Here is a 15,515-nt window from a genome sequence, read left to right on the forward strand (position 1 = left end):
CTGATCCGACCGGCCCCGGCCGCCTTCCCAGGCGAGACATGCGAAGGGAATCAACGTGGCACGGATGCCATCGGGCGAGCGGCGTCAGCAGCTCGTCGAAGCAGCGATCCGGGCGATGACCCGCGACGGCGTCCCCAGGACGACGACCCGGTCCATCGCCGCCGAGGCGGGCGTCTCACTGAGCGTCTTCCACTACTGCTTCGACTCCAAGCAGGCTTTGCTCGAGTCCGTCATCGCGGCGATCACCGATCACTACGTCACCGTGGTGAAGGACGCGATGCTGCCGAAGGCCACGCTCAGGGAGACCATCCGGGCGGGATTCCAGGCCTACTGGGACCATGTGTCCGCCAACCCCGGTGAGCACATGCTCACTTACGAGCTCACGCAGTACGCCCTGCGCCAGCCGGGGTTCGAGCATCTGGCACGACGACAGTACGAGCTGTACTCCGACACCTATACGGAACTCATCGAAGAGCTCCGCGACAGCATGAAGTTCGAACTGCGCGTGCCCGTCCCGGTGCTGGCCCGCTATCTGGCCGTCATGACCGACGGTCTGACCCTGAACTTCCTCGTTCTCGGTGACGACACGGCGGCGGCGGACATTCTCGACACGATCGCCGACCAGGTGGTCAGCCTCGTACGTCCCGCGGGCTGAGCACCACCCTGCTGGACGGCGGTCACACCGAGGCTTCGACCAGTGCCTCCACAGCCACGGTCGCGACCTGTTCCACCAGGTCGATGCCCGCTCCCTGCGACGGCTGCCCGTCGGACAGCACCGCCACGAGCAGAGTGCGGCCCGCGTACTCGACGCGCCCGATGCTGTTCACGTCCCACAGGCCCGTCGCCGTACGCGGCAGCCAGCCGTTCTTCAGCGCCACCGTGGATCCTGAGCCCGCGGCAGCCGATATCCCCCAGCGCTGCTCCGGCACGACATCGCTCATCAGCGACTCCACGTAGTCGCGCGAGCGGCTGGTGAGCGGTGACTCCTCGCTGAAGACGGCGTCCAGGAGCGCGAGTTGGTCGGCGGCGGTCGTCTGGGTCAGACCCCAGTGTCCGGATCCTCCCGCGGTGGTCGCTGTCAGGCCGAGGCGCTCGTTCGCGGCGTCGAGGCCCTGGGCGCCCCCGATGGTCATCCAGAGCGCGTCCGCCGCGTCGTTGTCGCTGGTGCGGATCATCGCGGTCGCCAACTGCCGCTGCTCCGTGGTGAGTGACGTTCCGTTGTCCTGGGCCCGCAGCAGAAGGGCAAGCAGGATGTCGACCTTGACGATGCTCGCGGTGTCGAACTCCTCGGCCGTCGCACCGTGCACGACGGAGTCCGGGGCTTCGACGTCCTTGACCGCGATCGAGTAACTGCCCGAGCTGCCGGGCAGCGCGTCCAGCGCCTTGCGCACCGCTTCGTACGCTTCGTCGGCATCGTCTTGAGAAGGCGTGGCAGCGGGAGTCGCGGACGGGGAGGCCGGACGGGGATCGGGTCCGGCCGGGCTGGTAGCCCAGGCGCGCGAGAGTGTGCCGGACTCCTCCGCGGCGACGGCTTCGTTGCCCGTCACCTGGCACGACACGCTGGCGGCAAGGGCGAGTACGACGAGGGCCGCAGGCATCAGCCTGCCGAAGATGGTGGGCACGCTCCGGACGCTAGGCAGCTCAGATCACAGGGCGATGAGAACCATGTCAACGCTTCCTGAGAGCGTCGCCTTCTCCGGTGCCGGTGGCCAGGGAGCGCCGGGCCCGCGCAATCAGCAGCGCCACATCGTCGTGGTCTCCCGGCTGCCGCAGCGAGTCAAGCAGCACGTCACAGGTCTCTTCCAGCGACCGCGGATGGTCGGCGAGGAGAGCGAGCAGCGCGTCCAGGCGTACGTCGATGGCCTCGTCGCGAGTCTCCACGAGCCCGTCCGTGTACAGGACCAGCTCGTCGTGCGGATGCAGATCGAGCGTCGTGGTGTGGAAGGTGACGTCGCCGACGCCGAGCGGAGCGCCGGTCGGCAGTTCGAGTAGTTCGGGCCGCCGGCCGGGGCGTACCAGCGCGGGCGGCAGATGGCCGGCGTTGGAGATGAGGCACTGGGAGCTGTGCGGGTCGTACACGGCGTAGATGCACGTCGTGATGGTCTGGCCCATGCGGTCGGTGATGCGGTCCAGGTGGCGCAGGACTTGGGCCGGGTCGAGGTCGAGTTCGGCCAGGGTCCGGGTCGCGGTGCGCAGCTGCCCCATCATGGCGGCGGCGTTGATGCCGCTGCCCATGACGTCGCCGACGACGAGCGCGGTCTTGTCGCCGGTCAGCGGGATGACGTCGAACCAGTCGCCGCCGACCTCGCTGGCGGCCTGGGCCGGCTGGTAGCGGTAGGCGATCTCCATGCCGGGCTGGTCGGGCGGCTGCTGCGGCAGCAGGCTGCGCTGAAGCGTGAGGGCCGTGTGGCGCACCTGCTGGTACCAGCGGGCGTTGTCGATGCACACCGCTGCCCGCGCGGCCAGCTCGCCGGCGAGGATCTCGTCGTCGGCGTCGAAGGGCCGGGGGTTGCGGGTGCGCTTGAGGTCGAGCGCACCGAGGACTTCGCCGCGTGCGATCAGCGGCACCGCCAGGTAGGAGTGCACGCCCGCGGTGGCCAGCAGGGTGGCGGATTCGGGAGAGCGCGCTATGCGGGGCAGATCGTCGCTGCTCACATGGGAGACGCGGACCGGGCGGCCGGTGTTCACGCACTGTGTGACCAGGCGGTCTGCGTCGTACCGCGCGACGTCACCGGGCGGGTCGGCGGCCCGTACGGCCTCGGAGGGGTACGCGGAGGCCACGGCGAGGGCCCGGAAGGTGGCGGGCCCCTCTCGCAGGACGACCGTGGCGCGGCCGTTCAGGACGCTGTCGAGGACGTCCACCGCGGCGATGTCGGCCAGCTCCGGAACGGACACTTCGGCCAGTTCACGGGCCGTCTTGTCGAGGTCGAGCGTGGTGCCGATGCGTATGGAGGCATCGGCGACCAGCGCGAGGCGCTGCCGGGCCTGAACGGCCTCGGTCGTGGCCCGATGACGCTCGGTCACGTCGACCACGGAGGTGGCCACACCGAGGATGTTCCCGTTCGGGGCGTCGAGCCGGTAGAAGGACACCGACCAGGCGTGCTCGCGGTCCGGGTCGGCCGGGGTGAACCCGAGCGATTCCTGGTCGACGATGGGTACGCCGGTGGACAGCACCTGGCGCATCGCCGACTCGATGGCCTCGGTGTCCAGGAACGGCAGGGCCTCTCGGACATTGCGGCCAACGTGCTCGGCGGCGGGCAGGCCGTTGATGCGTTCCAGCGCCGGGTTGACGGAGACGTACCGCAGATCGGTGTCGACGACCGCGAGACCGATCGGGGACTGGGACACGAGCCTCGTGGAGAGCGCCAGGTCGCGCTCCACCTGCCGCAGCGTGGCCTGGTTGGTGGCGAGCCCGAGGGCGTAGAAGCCCTTCCTGTCGTCCTCGAGGCGCATATTGCGGAACTCGACGAGCAGAGTGCTGCCGTCCTTGTGCCGAATGGGAAAGACCCCTGCCCAGCGACCCTCGCCGGTCATGACCTGCGTAAACAGCCGTCGGACGACTTCCCAGTGCTTCTCGTGGACCAGCAGCCGGGCCGCGAACCTGCCCAGTGCCTCCTCGGCGGAGTAGCCGAACAGCTGGTCCGCCTGCGGGCTCCACAGCGCGATCCGGCCTTCGGCGTCGAGCACGACGGCGGCGACGTTCAGTACGTCCAGCAGGCCGCCGGGCTCGGTGGTACTGCCCCTCGGCTGGGTGGGTTCGGCGGGGAAGGATCCGGCTGCACGCATCCAAGGACTTCCTTCCGCCGGCCGCGACAGCTTGATACCCGGTGCCTCCCCATCGTCCCCCTGCACCGGCCGCCGCCGCACCTCTCGCGCGCCCGCGCCCGGCGCGAGGACTGGCACCGTAACACGCATGCGCACGCCCGGTGACCTGGTTGTCGCGACCCGTCGACCACGGAGGATGCGCGATGCCGGATGCCTGGATAGCGTGACAAACAGGGCCTTCCGTCGATCAGTGAGAGGGTCGAAAATCATGGCTGTACAACCCGAGGGCACTCCGTGCTGGGCAGATGCGATGTTCGGCGACGTCGAGGGAGCCAAGAGCTTCTACGGCGATGTGCTGGGCTGGACCTTCGGCGAGGCTTCGTCGGAGTACGGCAACTACACGCAGGCCTACTCGAAAGGCAAGGCGGTGGCCGCCGTCGTACCGCCGATGCCCGGCGCGGAGGGTCAGTCCGCCTGGTGTCTGTATCTCGCGTCGCCCGACGTCGCCGCCGTCGCCGGAAAGGTCCGTGACAACGGCGGCGAGGTGCTGATGGAGCCGATGCAGGTCGGCGACTTCGGTTCCATGTGCCTGGCCAGGGATCCCGGCGGTGTCGTCTTCGGTGTGTGGCAGGCGGGTACGCACGAGGGCTTCGAGAAGCGCGGCGAGCCCGGCGCGTTCGCCTGGGCCGAGGTGTTCACGCGCGAACCCGAGAAGTCGGACGCCTTCTTCCCGGCCGTCTTCCCTTACCGCGTGCAGCACTTGGAGGACGACGCGATCGACTTCAACCTGTACAACCTGGGCGACGAATCGGTCCTGGGACGGATGAAGATGGGCGAGGAATTCCCGCCCGAGGTCCCGCCGTCTCTCAATGTGTACTTCGCTGTCGACGACTGCGACGCGGCCGTGACGAAGGCGACCGAGCGCGGCGGAGTGCTGCGATTCGGGCCGATGGACAGCCCGTTCGGCCGGTTCGCGGCGCTGAGTGACCCGCAGGGTGCGTCGTTCTCGGTGATCGACCTCGGCAGGACCGAGGGCGAGATGCCGAAGATTTCCGACGTGGACTGAGCGTTCAGGGCAGACTCGCCCCATGCCCTTCGCAGACGAACTGCTCGGCCGATCGGTGGCCGAGCAGCTGACCACCTGTATCCGCACGGCCGCACCTCAGCTGGACCTGCCCACGCTGCACAAGTCCACGGCCCAGTTCGACGGCGCTTCGCTGCGCGAGCGCAGCGACCTGCTGCGCGACGCCCTGCTGGCCGATCTGCCCTCCACGTACGCCGACTTCGCGGGCATCGTGCGGCGTGCGCTCAACGACCGGGAGTTCACCGGCTGGATGATCTGGCCGGTCTCGACGGCGACCGCGGCGCGGGCCCTCGACGGTCCCCAGGGCGACACCTTCGACGACGGCATGGCGCTGCTCGCGGACCTCACACCCCGCCTGACGGCCGAGTACGCGCTGCGGCCGTTCCTGGACGCCGATCTCCACCGCGCGCTGGCCATCGTGCGCACCTGGACCGAGCACCCCGACGAACATGTACGCCGGCTGGCGAGCGAAGGCACCCGGCCACGTCTGCCCTGGGCCGTTCGCGTCCGTCCGCTGCTGGCCGAGCCGACCGCGACGCTGCCGGTCCTGAACGCCCTGTACCGGGATCCGGCCGAGTATGTGCGCCGTTCGGTGGCCAATCACCTCAACGACCTCAGCTACGCGGAACCCGACATCGCCGTCGACACGGCAGAAGCCTGGACCGCCGACCCCGACGACAACACCGGCAAGGTGGTGCGCCACGGCATGCGGACGCTGGTCAAGAAGGGCCATCCGCGAGCCCTGGCCCTGCTGGGGTTCGGCCCGCCCGCCGGTCTTGCGGTCACCGGGCCGGTCCTGCGGTCGGACTCCGTCACAGTCGGCGGCGAACTGCACTTCGAGATCACGGTGACCAACACCGCCGACGACACGGTCCGGCTGGCCATCGACTACGCCGTCCACTACCGAAAGGCCAACGGCCGCACCGCGCCCAAGGTCTTCAAACTCACCACGCTCACGCTCGCCGCCGGCGAGACGGCCGTGCTGAGCCGGATCCGTTCCTTCAAGCCCATCAGCACGCGTGTGTTCCACCCCGGCGAGCACGCCCTCGACATCCTGGTCAACGGCCGGAACGAAGGCAGCGCGACCTTCACCCTGACACCGTGAAGCGGGCCCGGTTCAGGACCTGCGGATGTCCGAAGAAGCCGGGCAGGCCACCGGTGTGGAGGAACACGGTGCGCTGTCCCGGGCGTACGTCCCCTTCGCGTACCGCCGCGACGAGGCCGGCCAGAGCCCGGCCGGTGTAGACGGGGTCGAGGACGATGCCCTCGGTGCGGGCGGCGATGGTGATGGCGTCCATCACCGGTTCGGTGAGCTGGGAGTAGCCCGCGCCGACTTGGTCCAGGCGCAGCCGCAGCGGCGTGTCCGGCCGGCCTTGCGGCTCTTCGCCGGACAGGCCGTCGGCCAGCGCGGCGACGGTCTTCCCGGGATCGGCGACGGCTCCGCAGTGCGCCCCCAGCACCCGCTCGGCGCCCAGCGCGTGGACCAGGCCGGCCATGGTGCCGCCGGAGCCGAGCGCCACGGCGACCGTGGACAGGTCGGGGGCCTGCGCCAGCAGTTCGTGGCCGGCTTCGACGTAGCCGCGCGCGCCGAGCACGCTCGAGCCGCCGAAGGGAATCACCGCCGGCCGGGCTCCCTGCCTGCGCAGGCTGTCGGCCATGTCCGCGACGGCGGCGGCGAGTTCGGCCCCGCTGACGTCACCCGCCCACACGACACGCGCGCCGAACAGTCCGTCGAGCACGACGTTCCCGGTCATGGTGTCACTCGGCGCTCCGGCAAGAACGAGGACGACGTCCATGCCCAGCCGGGTCCCGGCCGCCGCCGTGAGCCGGGCGTGATTGCTCTGCGCGGCTCCGCTGGTCACCAGGGTCGTCGCACCTTCGGCGCGGGCCGCGCCCACCGTCCACTCCAGCTTGCGGACCTTGTTGCCCCCGCCGCCGAGACCGATGAGGTCATCGCGCTTGACCCACAGGTCACCGGGCTCGAGACCGATCGCCTCGGCGAGATGCGGTGCGGCTTCCAGTGGAGTGGGCCGGCTCATCAGGTGCACCCGCGTGGATTCCGGGTTGTCCTTGGGCATGAGTGTCGCCTTTCGCCGGTCGGTGTCCTGCGCGCCGGGGCTACGGGTGATCCCCGGCCAGGTGCACATGGTCTCGCGAACCCGCGGCCCAGGTGGCAGCCGGACGCAATGGAGCGTCGACCACGCGACGCGTCTGCCTCCCGCTCTGTGGCCCGCTCGCCGGCAGGCACCAGGTGAATGCCGAGTGAACAGGTAGCCCGGCAGACCTTCGATCACTTTTTCGGGTCAGGCGGCCTTCGTATGCTGCAAAGGTGAGCGTCGCTGCATCGGCCCCGGAATCGGGCGCGGAGGCCATCGGGCCCTGCGCACCTTCGCTGACCGCGCCCCTGGTGGACCGGGAGCGGATCGCGCGAACCACCCGCGTGCTGAAGGCCATTGCCGACCCCACGCGGCTGCAACTGCTGCATCTGATCCAGACCGCACCGGGCGGCGAGGCCTGCGTCTGCACCCTGACCGAGAAGCTCGGGCTTCGCCAGCCGACGATAAGCCACCACCTCAAGACCATGGCCACGGCCGGCCTGCTGTCGCGTGAGAAGCGCGGAACCTGGGTCTGGTACTCGGTCGACCGTGAGGGCATGGAAGCCGTGCAGGAAATCCTGAGCTCTCCCGTCGGAACCACGCACTGATTCGACAGTTCTCTATATTGACGCCTCCCGATTCAAGGAGCACTCTGATTCCACAGGCGCCTATACAGAGAGGTCCTGTCATGAGCGACCAGAACGACGTACGCGAGACCGTCCGGGCCGGCTATGCGGCCGCGGCCCTCAAGGTCACGCAGGGCGGCACAGCCTGCTGCGGCTCCGAGTCCGGTTGCGGGCCCGTCGAGACCGACGAGAACTTCGGCTCCGGTCTCTACGGTACCGAGGAGCGCGAACATCTCCCGGCCGAGGCCGTCGCAGCCTCGCTCGGCTGCGGAAACCCACTCGCCGTCGCCGAACTGCGGGAAGGCGAGCGCGTGTTGGACCTGGGTTCCGGCGGCGGCATCGACGTGCTGCTGTCCGCCCGCCGGGTCGGCGCGAGCGGCAAAGCGTACGGCGTTGACATGACCGAGGAGATGCTCGCGCTCGCGCTCGTCAACACGAAGAGGGCCGGCGCCACCAACGTCGAGTTCCTCAAGGGCTCCATCGAGTCCGTGCCACTGCCCGCGAACACGATCGACGTCGTCATCTCCAACTGCGTGATCAACCTGTCCGTCGACAAGCCCGCCGTCTTCGCCGAGATGTTCCGCGTACTGACCCCCGGCGGCCGCATCGGTATCGCGGACGTGGTGGCCGAGGACCGCCTGACACCCGCCCAGCGCGCGGAGCGCGGCGACCATGTGGGCTGCATCGCCGGAGCACTCTCGTATGCCGAATACCGCCACGGGCTGGAGGCGGCAGGGTTCACCGGCATCGAGCTCACGCCCACACACGATGTCGCCGACGGAATGCAGTCCGCGATCGTCCGCGCGGTGAAGCCCACTTCGGCGTGATCACGGGCGCTGTTCGCGCTCCCGAGCCCGAGTGGCGACCTGCGCCGAAGCGAGCGATGGCGTACGCGTCGATCCGCCCGTAGCCCGGAGCTCGCCGCTCATTTCGCCTACTTGGCGGTCTCCGCGTCGATCTCGGCGATCAGGCCCTCGACAAGCTTCTTGATCTCGTCGCGGATGGGGCGTACGGCCTCGACACCCTGCCCGGCCGGGTCCTCCAGCTCCCAGTCCAGGTAGCGCTTGCCCGGGAAGACCGGGCAGGTGTCGCCGCAGCCCATGGTGATGCAGACATCGGACTCGCGCACGGCGTCGATCGTGAGGATCTTCGGAGTCTCGGCGGAGATGTCGATGCCGACCTCCCTCATCGCCTCGACCGCGGCCGGATTCACGGCGTCGCCGGGGCTGGATCCGGCGGAGCGCACCTCGATGCGGTCCCCGGCCAGGTGGGTCAGCCAGGCGGCGGCCATCTGCGAGCGTCCGGCGTTGTGGACACAGACGAACAGCACGGATGCGGCAGGGGTGGTGGGCATCGGTTCTTCCTTTGCGAGACGGGTCAACGGGTCGGTGGCCCGGACGGGTTGGTTCAGTGGGGCAGGGAGTCGAGCAGTTCGGTGATGTGCGCGTCGATCTCGTCGCGGATGTCCCGTACGGCTTCGACGGGGGCACCGTCGGGGTCGGCCACGGGCCAGTCCAGGTACCGGCGGCCGGGCACCACCGGGCAGGCGTCGCCGCACCCCATGGTCACCACGACATCGGCGGCCTCGACCACCTCGCTGGTCAGCGGTTTGGGGAAGGCGTCCCCCAGACTGAGGCCCGCCTCGAGCATGACCTGGGCGACGTACGGCTCGATCTCGGGGGCCGGCTCCGTACCTGCGGAGGACACGGCGACGCGTCCGCCCGCGCGAGCGGTGAGCAGCGCGGCGGCGATCTGCGAGCGTCCCGCGTTGTGGCCGCAGACGAACAGCACCCGCGCGAGCGCCTTGCCCGGCGCTCCCTGAACGTGAGCGAGTGCGTCGAGGCGATCGGTCGCCAGGCGCTCGGCCAGCAGCACCAGGTGTGTCTGCACCCGGGCCTGCTCGGCGAGCAGGCGGTAGGAGTCGGCGAGCAGTTGGTGCACGGTCTCCACGGAGAAGTGGCCTTGATGCCGGGCGGCAAGGCGGGCCGCGCCGGCGGCCAGACGTTGATCGGGCAGGGCGGGAATCGGTGAGGCGGACATGGGATACCCCTTCGACTGACCTGCTGAGGGCCCTACGTCTCAGTCCAGACTGGTGTCAGCTTCAGCTGATGTGACAGTATCAGCCCATGATGACGTCAGTCGACACTGAACTGATCCGGGTACTGGCCGACCCGCTCAGGCTCCAGATCGTGACCCTGCTCGCCCGCGAGACGCTGTGCACCACGCATCTCGTCGAGGAGACCGGCGCACGGCAGACCAATCTCTCCAACCACCTCCGCGTACTGCGGGATGCGGGTGTGGTCGACACCGAGCCGTGCGGGCGCTTCACCTACTACCGGCTGCGGCCCGAGGTCATCGCCTCGCTCGCGGGCCAGTTCTCCGAGCTCGCCGCCACAGCCCGGGCCACCGCCGAGAGCGACACCAAGCGTTCCTGCCCCTGATCACCGCGTCCTGTGGCATCTGACGCATCCACACTGATCCGCACTGAGGAGTTCAGTTGAGCGCCACCCGGCCCACCGGCCCCGAAACCCCGGCGGAGTCCGCCGCATCCGCCGAACCCCAGCCCGCGCCCGGCGCCACCCCGCCTCGCACGCCGCTGGCGGCCCGGGCCACCGCCGAACTGGTCGGCACCGCCGCTCTGGTCGCGGTCGTGGTCGGTTCCGGCATCCAGGCCACGGATCTCACCCAGGACGTCGGCCTTCAGCTGCTCGCCAACTCCCTGGCCACCGTCTTCGGCCTCGGCGTTCTCATCGTGCTGCTGGGACCGGTCTCCGGGGCGCACTTCAACCCGGCCGTCACTCTGGCCGAGTGGTGGACCGCCCGGCGCGGCGGCGCCGGAGTGACCACCCGCGAGGCGGCCGTGTACGTGCCCTCCCAGATCGTCGGGGCGATCGCGGGCGCCGTGCTCGCGGATGCGATGTTCGGCGAGCCACTGGTGAAGTGGTCCACGCACGACCGCTCCGCCGGACACCTGCTGCTCGGCGAGGTCGTGGCCACCGCCGGACTGATCCTCCTGATCTTCGGCCTGGCCCGGACCGACCGGCTGCGCTTCGCGCCGGTCGCCATCGCCTCGTACATCGGCGCGGCCTACTGGTTCACCTCGTCCACCTCGTTCGCCAACCCGGCAGTGACGATCGGCCGCGCGTTCACCGACACATTCGCCGGCATCGCCCCTGGCTCGGTGCCGGGATTCATCGGCGCCCAACTGGCCGGCACCGTGGTCGGGTTGGCTCTCGTGGCCCTCATCTTCCGTCAGGACAGCGTGCGGACAATCTTGCGGACCTCGGCGGCCACCTCGTCGGGCAGTGGCGCGTAGTGGATGCGCGAGAGGTCCTTCTGTCCTTCCGGGCCTGCGGTGTAGCTCAGGAAGGACTTGAGGGCGGGCAGCACTTCGGCCCGGTTGCCCTTGTCGCAGACGATCTCGTACGTGACCTGGACGATGGGGTACGCGCCGGGAGCCCTGGTCTCGTAGTCGAACTTCAGCGTGACGTCATTGCCGGTGCCGGACACCTCACTGGCGGCGATACCGGCCGAGGCCGACTCGGCGGACACGGCGACAGGCTTGGGCGCACCCGTGTCGAGTCGGACCGTCGGAATCTGGCCCGCCTTCGCGAAGGACAGCTCGAAGTAGCCGATCGAGCCGTCAGTGGTCCCCACCGCTGACGCCACGCCGTCCGAACCGGCCGCGGAATGGCCTCCCTTGGCCTGCCAGGCCTTCTTCTTCTCGTACGGCCACTCGTCCGGCGCCGCAGCGGCGAGGTAGGCGTTGAGGTTCTGGGTCGTGCCCGACTCTTCGGAGCGGTGCACAGCGCTGATGACGGTCGCGGGCAGCCGAATGCCGGGGTTCAGGCGCTGGATGTCGGGAGCGTTCCACTTGGTGATCTCCGAGTCGAAGATCTTCGCGAGAGTGGCGGCGTCGAGAACGAGGTCGTCGACGCCGGAGATGTTGTAGCCGATGGCGATGGGACCGCCGACCATCGGCAGATCGATGGCCCTGCCACCCCCTTGGCACACCTCGCGGGAGGCCTCGACCTCTTCCGGCTTCAGCGCGCTGTCGGTTCCGCCGAGCGCCGTCGCCCCGCGCAGAAACTGGGCCACGCCGCCGCCCGAGCCGATCGGCACATAGCGGATCTGCACGCCGGGGCAGGCCTGTTGATATTCGCGCATCCAGTGGTTCATGGCGTTCTGCTGCGCCGAGGAACCGGACGCGGCCAGCTGCCCCTGCGGCGCACACTCGATCTTGCTGTTGACCGTCCTGGAGGGTGACGGCGCGTCATCCGCCGTGCCGAGCCCACAAGCTGAAAGGAGCACCCCACCCGCCACCACTGTCACGCTCGCGCCGAGCAGCGGCGTGCGGCCCGTCCGTCGATGGTGCATCCGTGTTCCCTTCAAGAGGCCAGGAACATAGATGTTCAGCTATCTCCTGCCACCGAGGGTGACACTCCGGTGAATACCAGCCGTCGCTCTGACTCTTCTGGAGATACGTGGGTTCACCTGGCGAGTGGCCGCCGATCGGCAAGCCGAGCCGAAGAAGAATTTCGAAGCCCTCAAGGCGCAGCTCAACCAGCCTTGAAGTGCCCCAGCATCTGCCCCATCGCGGCGAGCACGGACGGCTCCACGCGGTAGTACACCCAAGTCCCACGACGCTCGGAGGCGAGCAGACCCGCTTCCTTGAGCTTCTTCAGGTGATGACTGACGGTCGGCTGGGAGACGCCGACGTCGGAGATGTCGCAGACGCACGCCTCGCCGCCCTCATGCGAGGCGATCAAGGAGAAGAGCCGCAGCCGGACCGGGTCGCCGAGCGCCTTGAACATGGCGGCAGTGCGTACCGCATCCTCCGCCGTGAGGGGGCGTTCGGTCAGCGGCGGGCAGCACAGCGCGGCATCCGGCTCCAGCAGCGGCAACGCGCTCACATTCGACATACGTCTATGTTGACACATGTCGAACCAAGGACGCAGGGCCCCGTTCTTGATTCGACATTCATCTATGTTGACGCTTGTCGAAACAAGTGCCATGCTGACAACTCAGGCCATCGACAGATATCGAAACAACAAGGAGTCACCGTGACTGTGCCGATTACCGATGCGTCGACCGCCACCCTGCCCACCGTGGTGATCGGAGCCGGCCCGATCGGCCTGGCCGCCGCCGCACACCTTGTCGCGCGCGGCATCCAGCCGCTGGTCCTGGAAGCGGGACCGTCCGCAGGCAGCGCCGTACGGCAGTGGAGTCACGTACGCCTCTTCTCCACCTGGTCCGAGCTCGTCGACCCCGCCGCCGAGAAGCTCCTCGCCCCCACCGGCTGGACCGCACCCGACGGCGCGGCCTACCCCACCGGCGGTGAGTGGGCCGAGAAGTACCTCCAGCCGCTGGCCGACGTACTGGGCAACAGGGTCCGCCTCAACGCACGGGTCACCGGCGTCTCCCGCCTCGGCCGGGACCGGGTCGTCGACGCCGACCGCGACCAGCAGCCCTTCACCGTCCACCTGGTGAACGCCGACGGCACGGAAGAGCGCATCACCGCACGCGCCGTCATCGACGCCTCCGGCACCTGGTCGACGCCGAGCCCGATCGGCGGTGACGGCCTGCCCGCTCTCGGCGAGCGCGCAGCCGCCGACCGGATCTCCTACCGTGTCCCGGACCTCAAGAACCCCGCGGTACGCGCCCGCTACGCCGGCAAGCGCACCGCCGTGATCGGTTCCGGCGCCTCCGCGTTCACCGCCCTCGCCTACCTGGCCGATCTCGCCAAGGACACCCCGGGCACGCACGCCGCGTGGATCCTGCGCCGCGGCATCAGCGGCTCCACCTTCGGCGGCGGCGAGGCCGACCAGCTCCCAGCCCGCGGCGCGCTCGGCCTGGCGGCCAAGGCGGCCGTGGACGGCGGACATGCCGACGCGGTCACCGGCTTCCGTACGACCGCCGTCGAGAAGCAGGGCGAGCAGCTGGTACTCGTGGCCGAGGACGGCCGCCGCCTGGACCCGGTCGACGAGATCGTCGTACTGACCGGCTTCCGCCCCGACCTCTCCTTCCTCGACGAGCTCCGCCTCGGCCTGGACGAGCGCCTTCAGGCTCCGGTCGCGCTGGCCCCGCTGATCGACCCGAACGTCCACTCGTGCGGCACGGTCTATCCGCACGGCGTGAACGAGCTCGCGCACCCGGAGCAGGGCGTCTACCTCGCCGGCATGAAGTCGTACGGCCGTGCCCCGACCTTCCTCGCCATGACCGGCTACGAGCAGGTCCGCTCCATCGCCGCCGCGCTGGCCGGCGACCAGGAGGCCGCCGAGCGCGTCGAACTCACGCTCCCGGAGACCGGAGTCTGCGGCGGCGCGGGACTGTTCGACGACCCCGATCCGGCCGAGGCATCCGGCGGCTGCTGCGCCGCGCCCGCCACCCTCCAGATCGGCGTCGGCGCCCCGGCCACCTCCGGCGGCTGCTGAGCATCCGTCCGGTTGCTCAGCTCCCGTCGGAGGCGTCCGGCTTACGGGCGATGAGATAGGCGCGTCGGGTCTTGACCTCGGTCAGGTCCGCAAGCCGCTCGACGCTCACCTCAACCGCCAGCCCGGCCCGCTCCAGCCTGCGGCTGATGTCGGCCGGGTCGAGGAAGTGGAAGTCCAGCGAGACCGGCTGTCCGAGCAGCTCCTCGAGATGGACCACTCCACCGTCCGTCGCCATGTCCGGCGGCGGGCTGATGTGGAAGGAGAGCAGAAGCCGGCCACCCGGGGCCAGCACGCGCTCGAACTCCGCGAACGCGAGCGGCAGTTCATCGGCGGTGAGGTGGATGATCGAGTAGAGGGCCGTGATCCCGCCCCAGGCGCCGTCGTCGGCATCCAGCGCGAGCATCGAACCCACCTGGAAGGGCACGTCGGAAGTGCGTTTCCGGGCAAGCTCGATCATCTGCGGCGAGAGATCGACACCGAGCGCATGGAGGCCGAGCCCGTGCAGATAGCGGGCCACATGTCCCGGTCCGCACCCCACATCGGCGACGGGAAGCCCCTCGGGCACCTGCTCGGCGAAAGCACCGAGCAGCGCGCGGTCCAGTGGCTTGTCCTGCAACTCCTCGAAGAACTGGTTCGTGTACGCCTCGGCCACGCGGTCATAGCTGGCGCGCGTCGCCTCGCCGGGTACTCCCATGTGCCAGGAACCCCCGCATGCAGTGAACAACAGAGGATCACCAGGCTACTCTTCGGCCCAGTCCGGAGCTTGGGAGGGGAACGTGGGCGTGCTCAGGAAGAAGACGGGCCTGGTCGTGGCGGGCGTTGCGGTGGTGGTGCTCGCCGCGATCGGCGGCGTGCTGTACGCCCAGCATGCCCGTGGCGTGGCCGAAGACACCAGGGGCTACAAGCTGACCCCGCCGACGTCGGTGGGCGAGTTCAAGAAACTCGGGCGGGACAAGGACTACCTGGGAGCGTTCAACTGCATAGGGGCGACCTCCGACTCGGACTGCGAACTGGCCGCCCGCGAAGTGAACGGCAATGGCATGGAGAGAAGCGATGCCAGGGCGATCGGCATCACGAACGTGTCCGGGACGGGCGCCGACTACCGAGTCGGAACGGAGGACGAACCGGCCCAGCAGAAATGGGTGACGTTCAGAGGACTTTCGGGCCAGGTCGCCGACCCGGGCAAGGCGGTCGAGCGCTCCTTCCGGTCGATCAAGAATGGCGAGCAGTACCCGTTCAGCTGGGGGAAGCAGGTCGGCAGCCCCAAGACGGTCGAGCTCGATGGCTTCAAAGGCGCCCGGATGAAATGCCAGGACCGCGAGGCCCCGATCTGTGTCTGGGCCGACCACAGCACTGTGGCCGCCACCCAGAGCGACGATCTCTCCCTGTCCGAGCTGGCGAGCCTGACCGCCGAGCTCTACAAAACCTCACGCACCAAGAGGTGACGCGACCTCCTCCGGGTCGGCTTCCGGCTTAAAGCGTTTGCCCGCAACCTGCCGCGCAGGGACGA

At 69.3% G+C, this 15,515-nt stretch carries 17 protein-coding genes; 9 read left to right on the forward strand and 8 right to left on the reverse strand.

The genetic code is table 11. The annotated features are described in order from the left end of the window. Positions 1 to 55 precede the first annotated feature (55 nt). A complete protein-coding gene (locus ACH4YL_RS14070; RefSeq protein WP_398507554.1) occupies positions 56 to 655 on the forward strand; it encodes a TetR/AcrR family transcriptional regulator in 600 nt (199 codons plus the stop codon). A 22-nt stretch (positions 656 to 677) separates the two neighbouring features. Here the strand turns inward: ACH4YL_RS14070 and ACH4YL_RS14075 are convergent, their stop codons facing one another. Next, complete coding sequence (locus ACH4YL_RS14075) at positions 678 to 1,622, reverse strand: serine hydrolase (protein WP_398507555.1); 945 nt, start codon at positions 1,620 to 1,622, stop codon at positions 678 to 680. 46 nt (positions 1,623 to 1,668) lie between these two features. Then, complete coding sequence (locus ACH4YL_RS14080) at positions 1,669 to 3,786, reverse strand: SpoIIE family protein phosphatase (protein ID WP_398507556.1); 2,118 nt, start codon at positions 3,784 to 3,786, stop codon at positions 1,669 to 1,671. Positions 3,787 to 4,033: 247 nt separating this feature from the next. On the opposite strand from ACH4YL_RS14080, the gene ACH4YL_RS14085 reads away from it, so the two are divergent. Then, positions 4,034 to 4,831, forward strand: a complete 798-nt coding sequence (locus tag ACH4YL_RS14085; protein WP_398507557.1) for a VOC family protein — start codon at positions 4,034 to 4,036, stop codon at positions 4,829 to 4,831. A 22-nt stretch (positions 4,832 to 4,853) separates the two neighbouring features. After that, the gene (locus ACH4YL_RS14090; protein ID WP_398507558.1) at positions 4,854 to 5,954 is read left to right on the forward strand and encodes a DNA alkylation repair protein; all 1,101 of its coding nucleotides are present in this window, start codon (positions 4,854 to 4,856) and stop codon (positions 5,952 to 5,954) included. Here ACH4YL_RS14090 and ACH4YL_RS14095 read toward each other — a convergent pair. Then, positions 5,938 to 6,927: a D-cysteine desulfhydrase family protein gene (locus tag ACH4YL_RS14095; RefSeq protein WP_398507559.1), complete on the reverse strand. Its 990-nt coding sequence runs from the start codon at positions 6,925 to 6,927 to the stop codon at positions 5,938 to 5,940. The genes ACH4YL_RS14090 and ACH4YL_RS14095 overlap by 17 nt on opposite strands. A gap of 251 nt (positions 6,928 to 7,178) precedes the next feature. Here ACH4YL_RS14095 and ACH4YL_RS14100 point away from each other — a divergent pair, with 251 nt between their 5' ends. Continuing rightward, positions 7,179 to 7,553: an ArsR/SmtB family transcription factor gene (locus tag ACH4YL_RS14100; RefSeq protein WP_398507560.1), complete on the forward strand. Its 375-nt coding sequence runs from the start codon at positions 7,179 to 7,181 to the stop codon at positions 7,551 to 7,553. A gap of 80 nt (positions 7,554 to 7,633) precedes the next feature. Beyond that, positions 7,634 to 8,398 (forward strand): arsenite methyltransferase, encoded by a 765-nt coding sequence (arsM, locus tag ACH4YL_RS14105; protein ID WP_398507561.1) that lies wholly within the window; start codon positions 7,634 to 7,636, stop codon positions 8,396 to 8,398. A gap of 107 nt (positions 8,399 to 8,505) precedes the next feature. On the opposite strand, the gene ACH4YL_RS14110 is transcribed toward arsM, so the two are convergent. Both ACH4YL_RS14110 and ACH4YL_RS14115 read right to left on the reverse strand, forming a co-directional pair. Next, complete coding sequence (locus ACH4YL_RS14110) at positions 8,506 to 8,925, reverse strand: arsenate reductase ArsC (protein WP_398507562.1); 420 nt, start codon at positions 8,923 to 8,925, stop codon at positions 8,506 to 8,508. Between the two features lie 53 nt (positions 8,926 to 8,978). Further along, a complete protein-coding gene (locus ACH4YL_RS14115) occupies positions 8,979 to 9,611 on the reverse strand; it encodes a three-helix bundle dimerization domain-containing protein (protein WP_398507563.1) in 633 nt (210 codons plus the stop codon). 86 nt (positions 9,612 to 9,697) lie between these two features. On the opposite strand from ACH4YL_RS14115, the gene ACH4YL_RS14120 reads away from it, so the two are divergent. Continuing rightward, entirely contained in the window at positions 9,698 to 10,012 is a 315-nt protein-coding gene (locus tag ACH4YL_RS14120; protein WP_398507564.1) for an ArsR/SmtB family transcription factor, read from the forward strand. A 56-nt stretch (positions 10,013 to 10,068) separates the two neighbouring features. Next, on the forward strand, positions 10,069 to 10,887 hold the full coding sequence (locus ACH4YL_RS14125) for an aquaporin (protein WP_398507565.1): 819 nt from the start codon (positions 10,069 to 10,071) through the stop codon (positions 10,885 to 10,887). On the opposite strand, the gene pstS is transcribed toward ACH4YL_RS14125, so the two are convergent. Together pstS and ACH4YL_RS14135 are read right to left on the reverse strand one after the other, a co-directional pair. Beyond that, positions 10,824 to 11,948, reverse strand: coding sequence for a phosphate ABC transporter substrate-binding protein PstS (pstS, locus tag ACH4YL_RS14130; RefSeq protein WP_398507566.1), 1,125 nt, complete (start codon positions 11,946 to 11,948; stop codon positions 10,824 to 10,826). The genes ACH4YL_RS14125 and pstS overlap by 64 nt on opposite strands. A gap of 182 nt (positions 11,949 to 12,130) precedes the next feature. Next, positions 12,131 to 12,493, reverse strand: a complete 363-nt coding sequence (locus tag ACH4YL_RS14135) for an ArsR/SmtB family transcription factor (RefSeq protein ID WP_398507567.1) — start codon at positions 12,491 to 12,493, stop codon at positions 12,131 to 12,133. A 141-nt stretch (positions 12,494 to 12,634) separates the two neighbouring features. On the opposite strand from ACH4YL_RS14135, the gene ACH4YL_RS14140 reads away from it, so the two are divergent. Beyond that, positions 12,635 to 14,005 (forward strand): NAD(P)-binding domain-containing protein, encoded by a 1,371-nt coding sequence (locus tag ACH4YL_RS14140; RefSeq protein ID WP_398507568.1) that lies wholly within the window; start codon positions 12,635 to 12,637, stop codon positions 14,003 to 14,005. Positions 14,006 to 14,021: 16 nt separating this feature from the next. Here ACH4YL_RS14140 and ACH4YL_RS14145 read toward each other — a convergent pair whose 3' ends face one another. Then, positions 14,022 to 14,699 (reverse strand): class I SAM-dependent methyltransferase, encoded by a 678-nt coding sequence (locus tag ACH4YL_RS14145; RefSeq protein ID WP_398507569.1) that lies wholly within the window; start codon positions 14,697 to 14,699, stop codon positions 14,022 to 14,024. Positions 14,700 to 14,781: 82 nt separating this feature from the next. Here ACH4YL_RS14145 and ACH4YL_RS14150 point away from each other — a divergent pair, with 82 nt between their 5' ends. Then, entirely contained in the window at positions 14,782 to 15,450 is a 669-nt protein-coding gene (locus tag ACH4YL_RS14150) for a hypothetical protein (protein ID WP_398507570.1), read from the forward strand. Positions 15,451 to 15,515 lie beyond the last annotated feature (65 nt).

Source organism: Streptomyces sp. NPDC020681, assembly GCF_044334895.1.
In the GTDB taxonomy this organism is placed as follows: domain Bacteria; phylum Actinomycetota; class Actinomycetes; order Streptomycetales; family Streptomycetaceae; genus Streptomyces.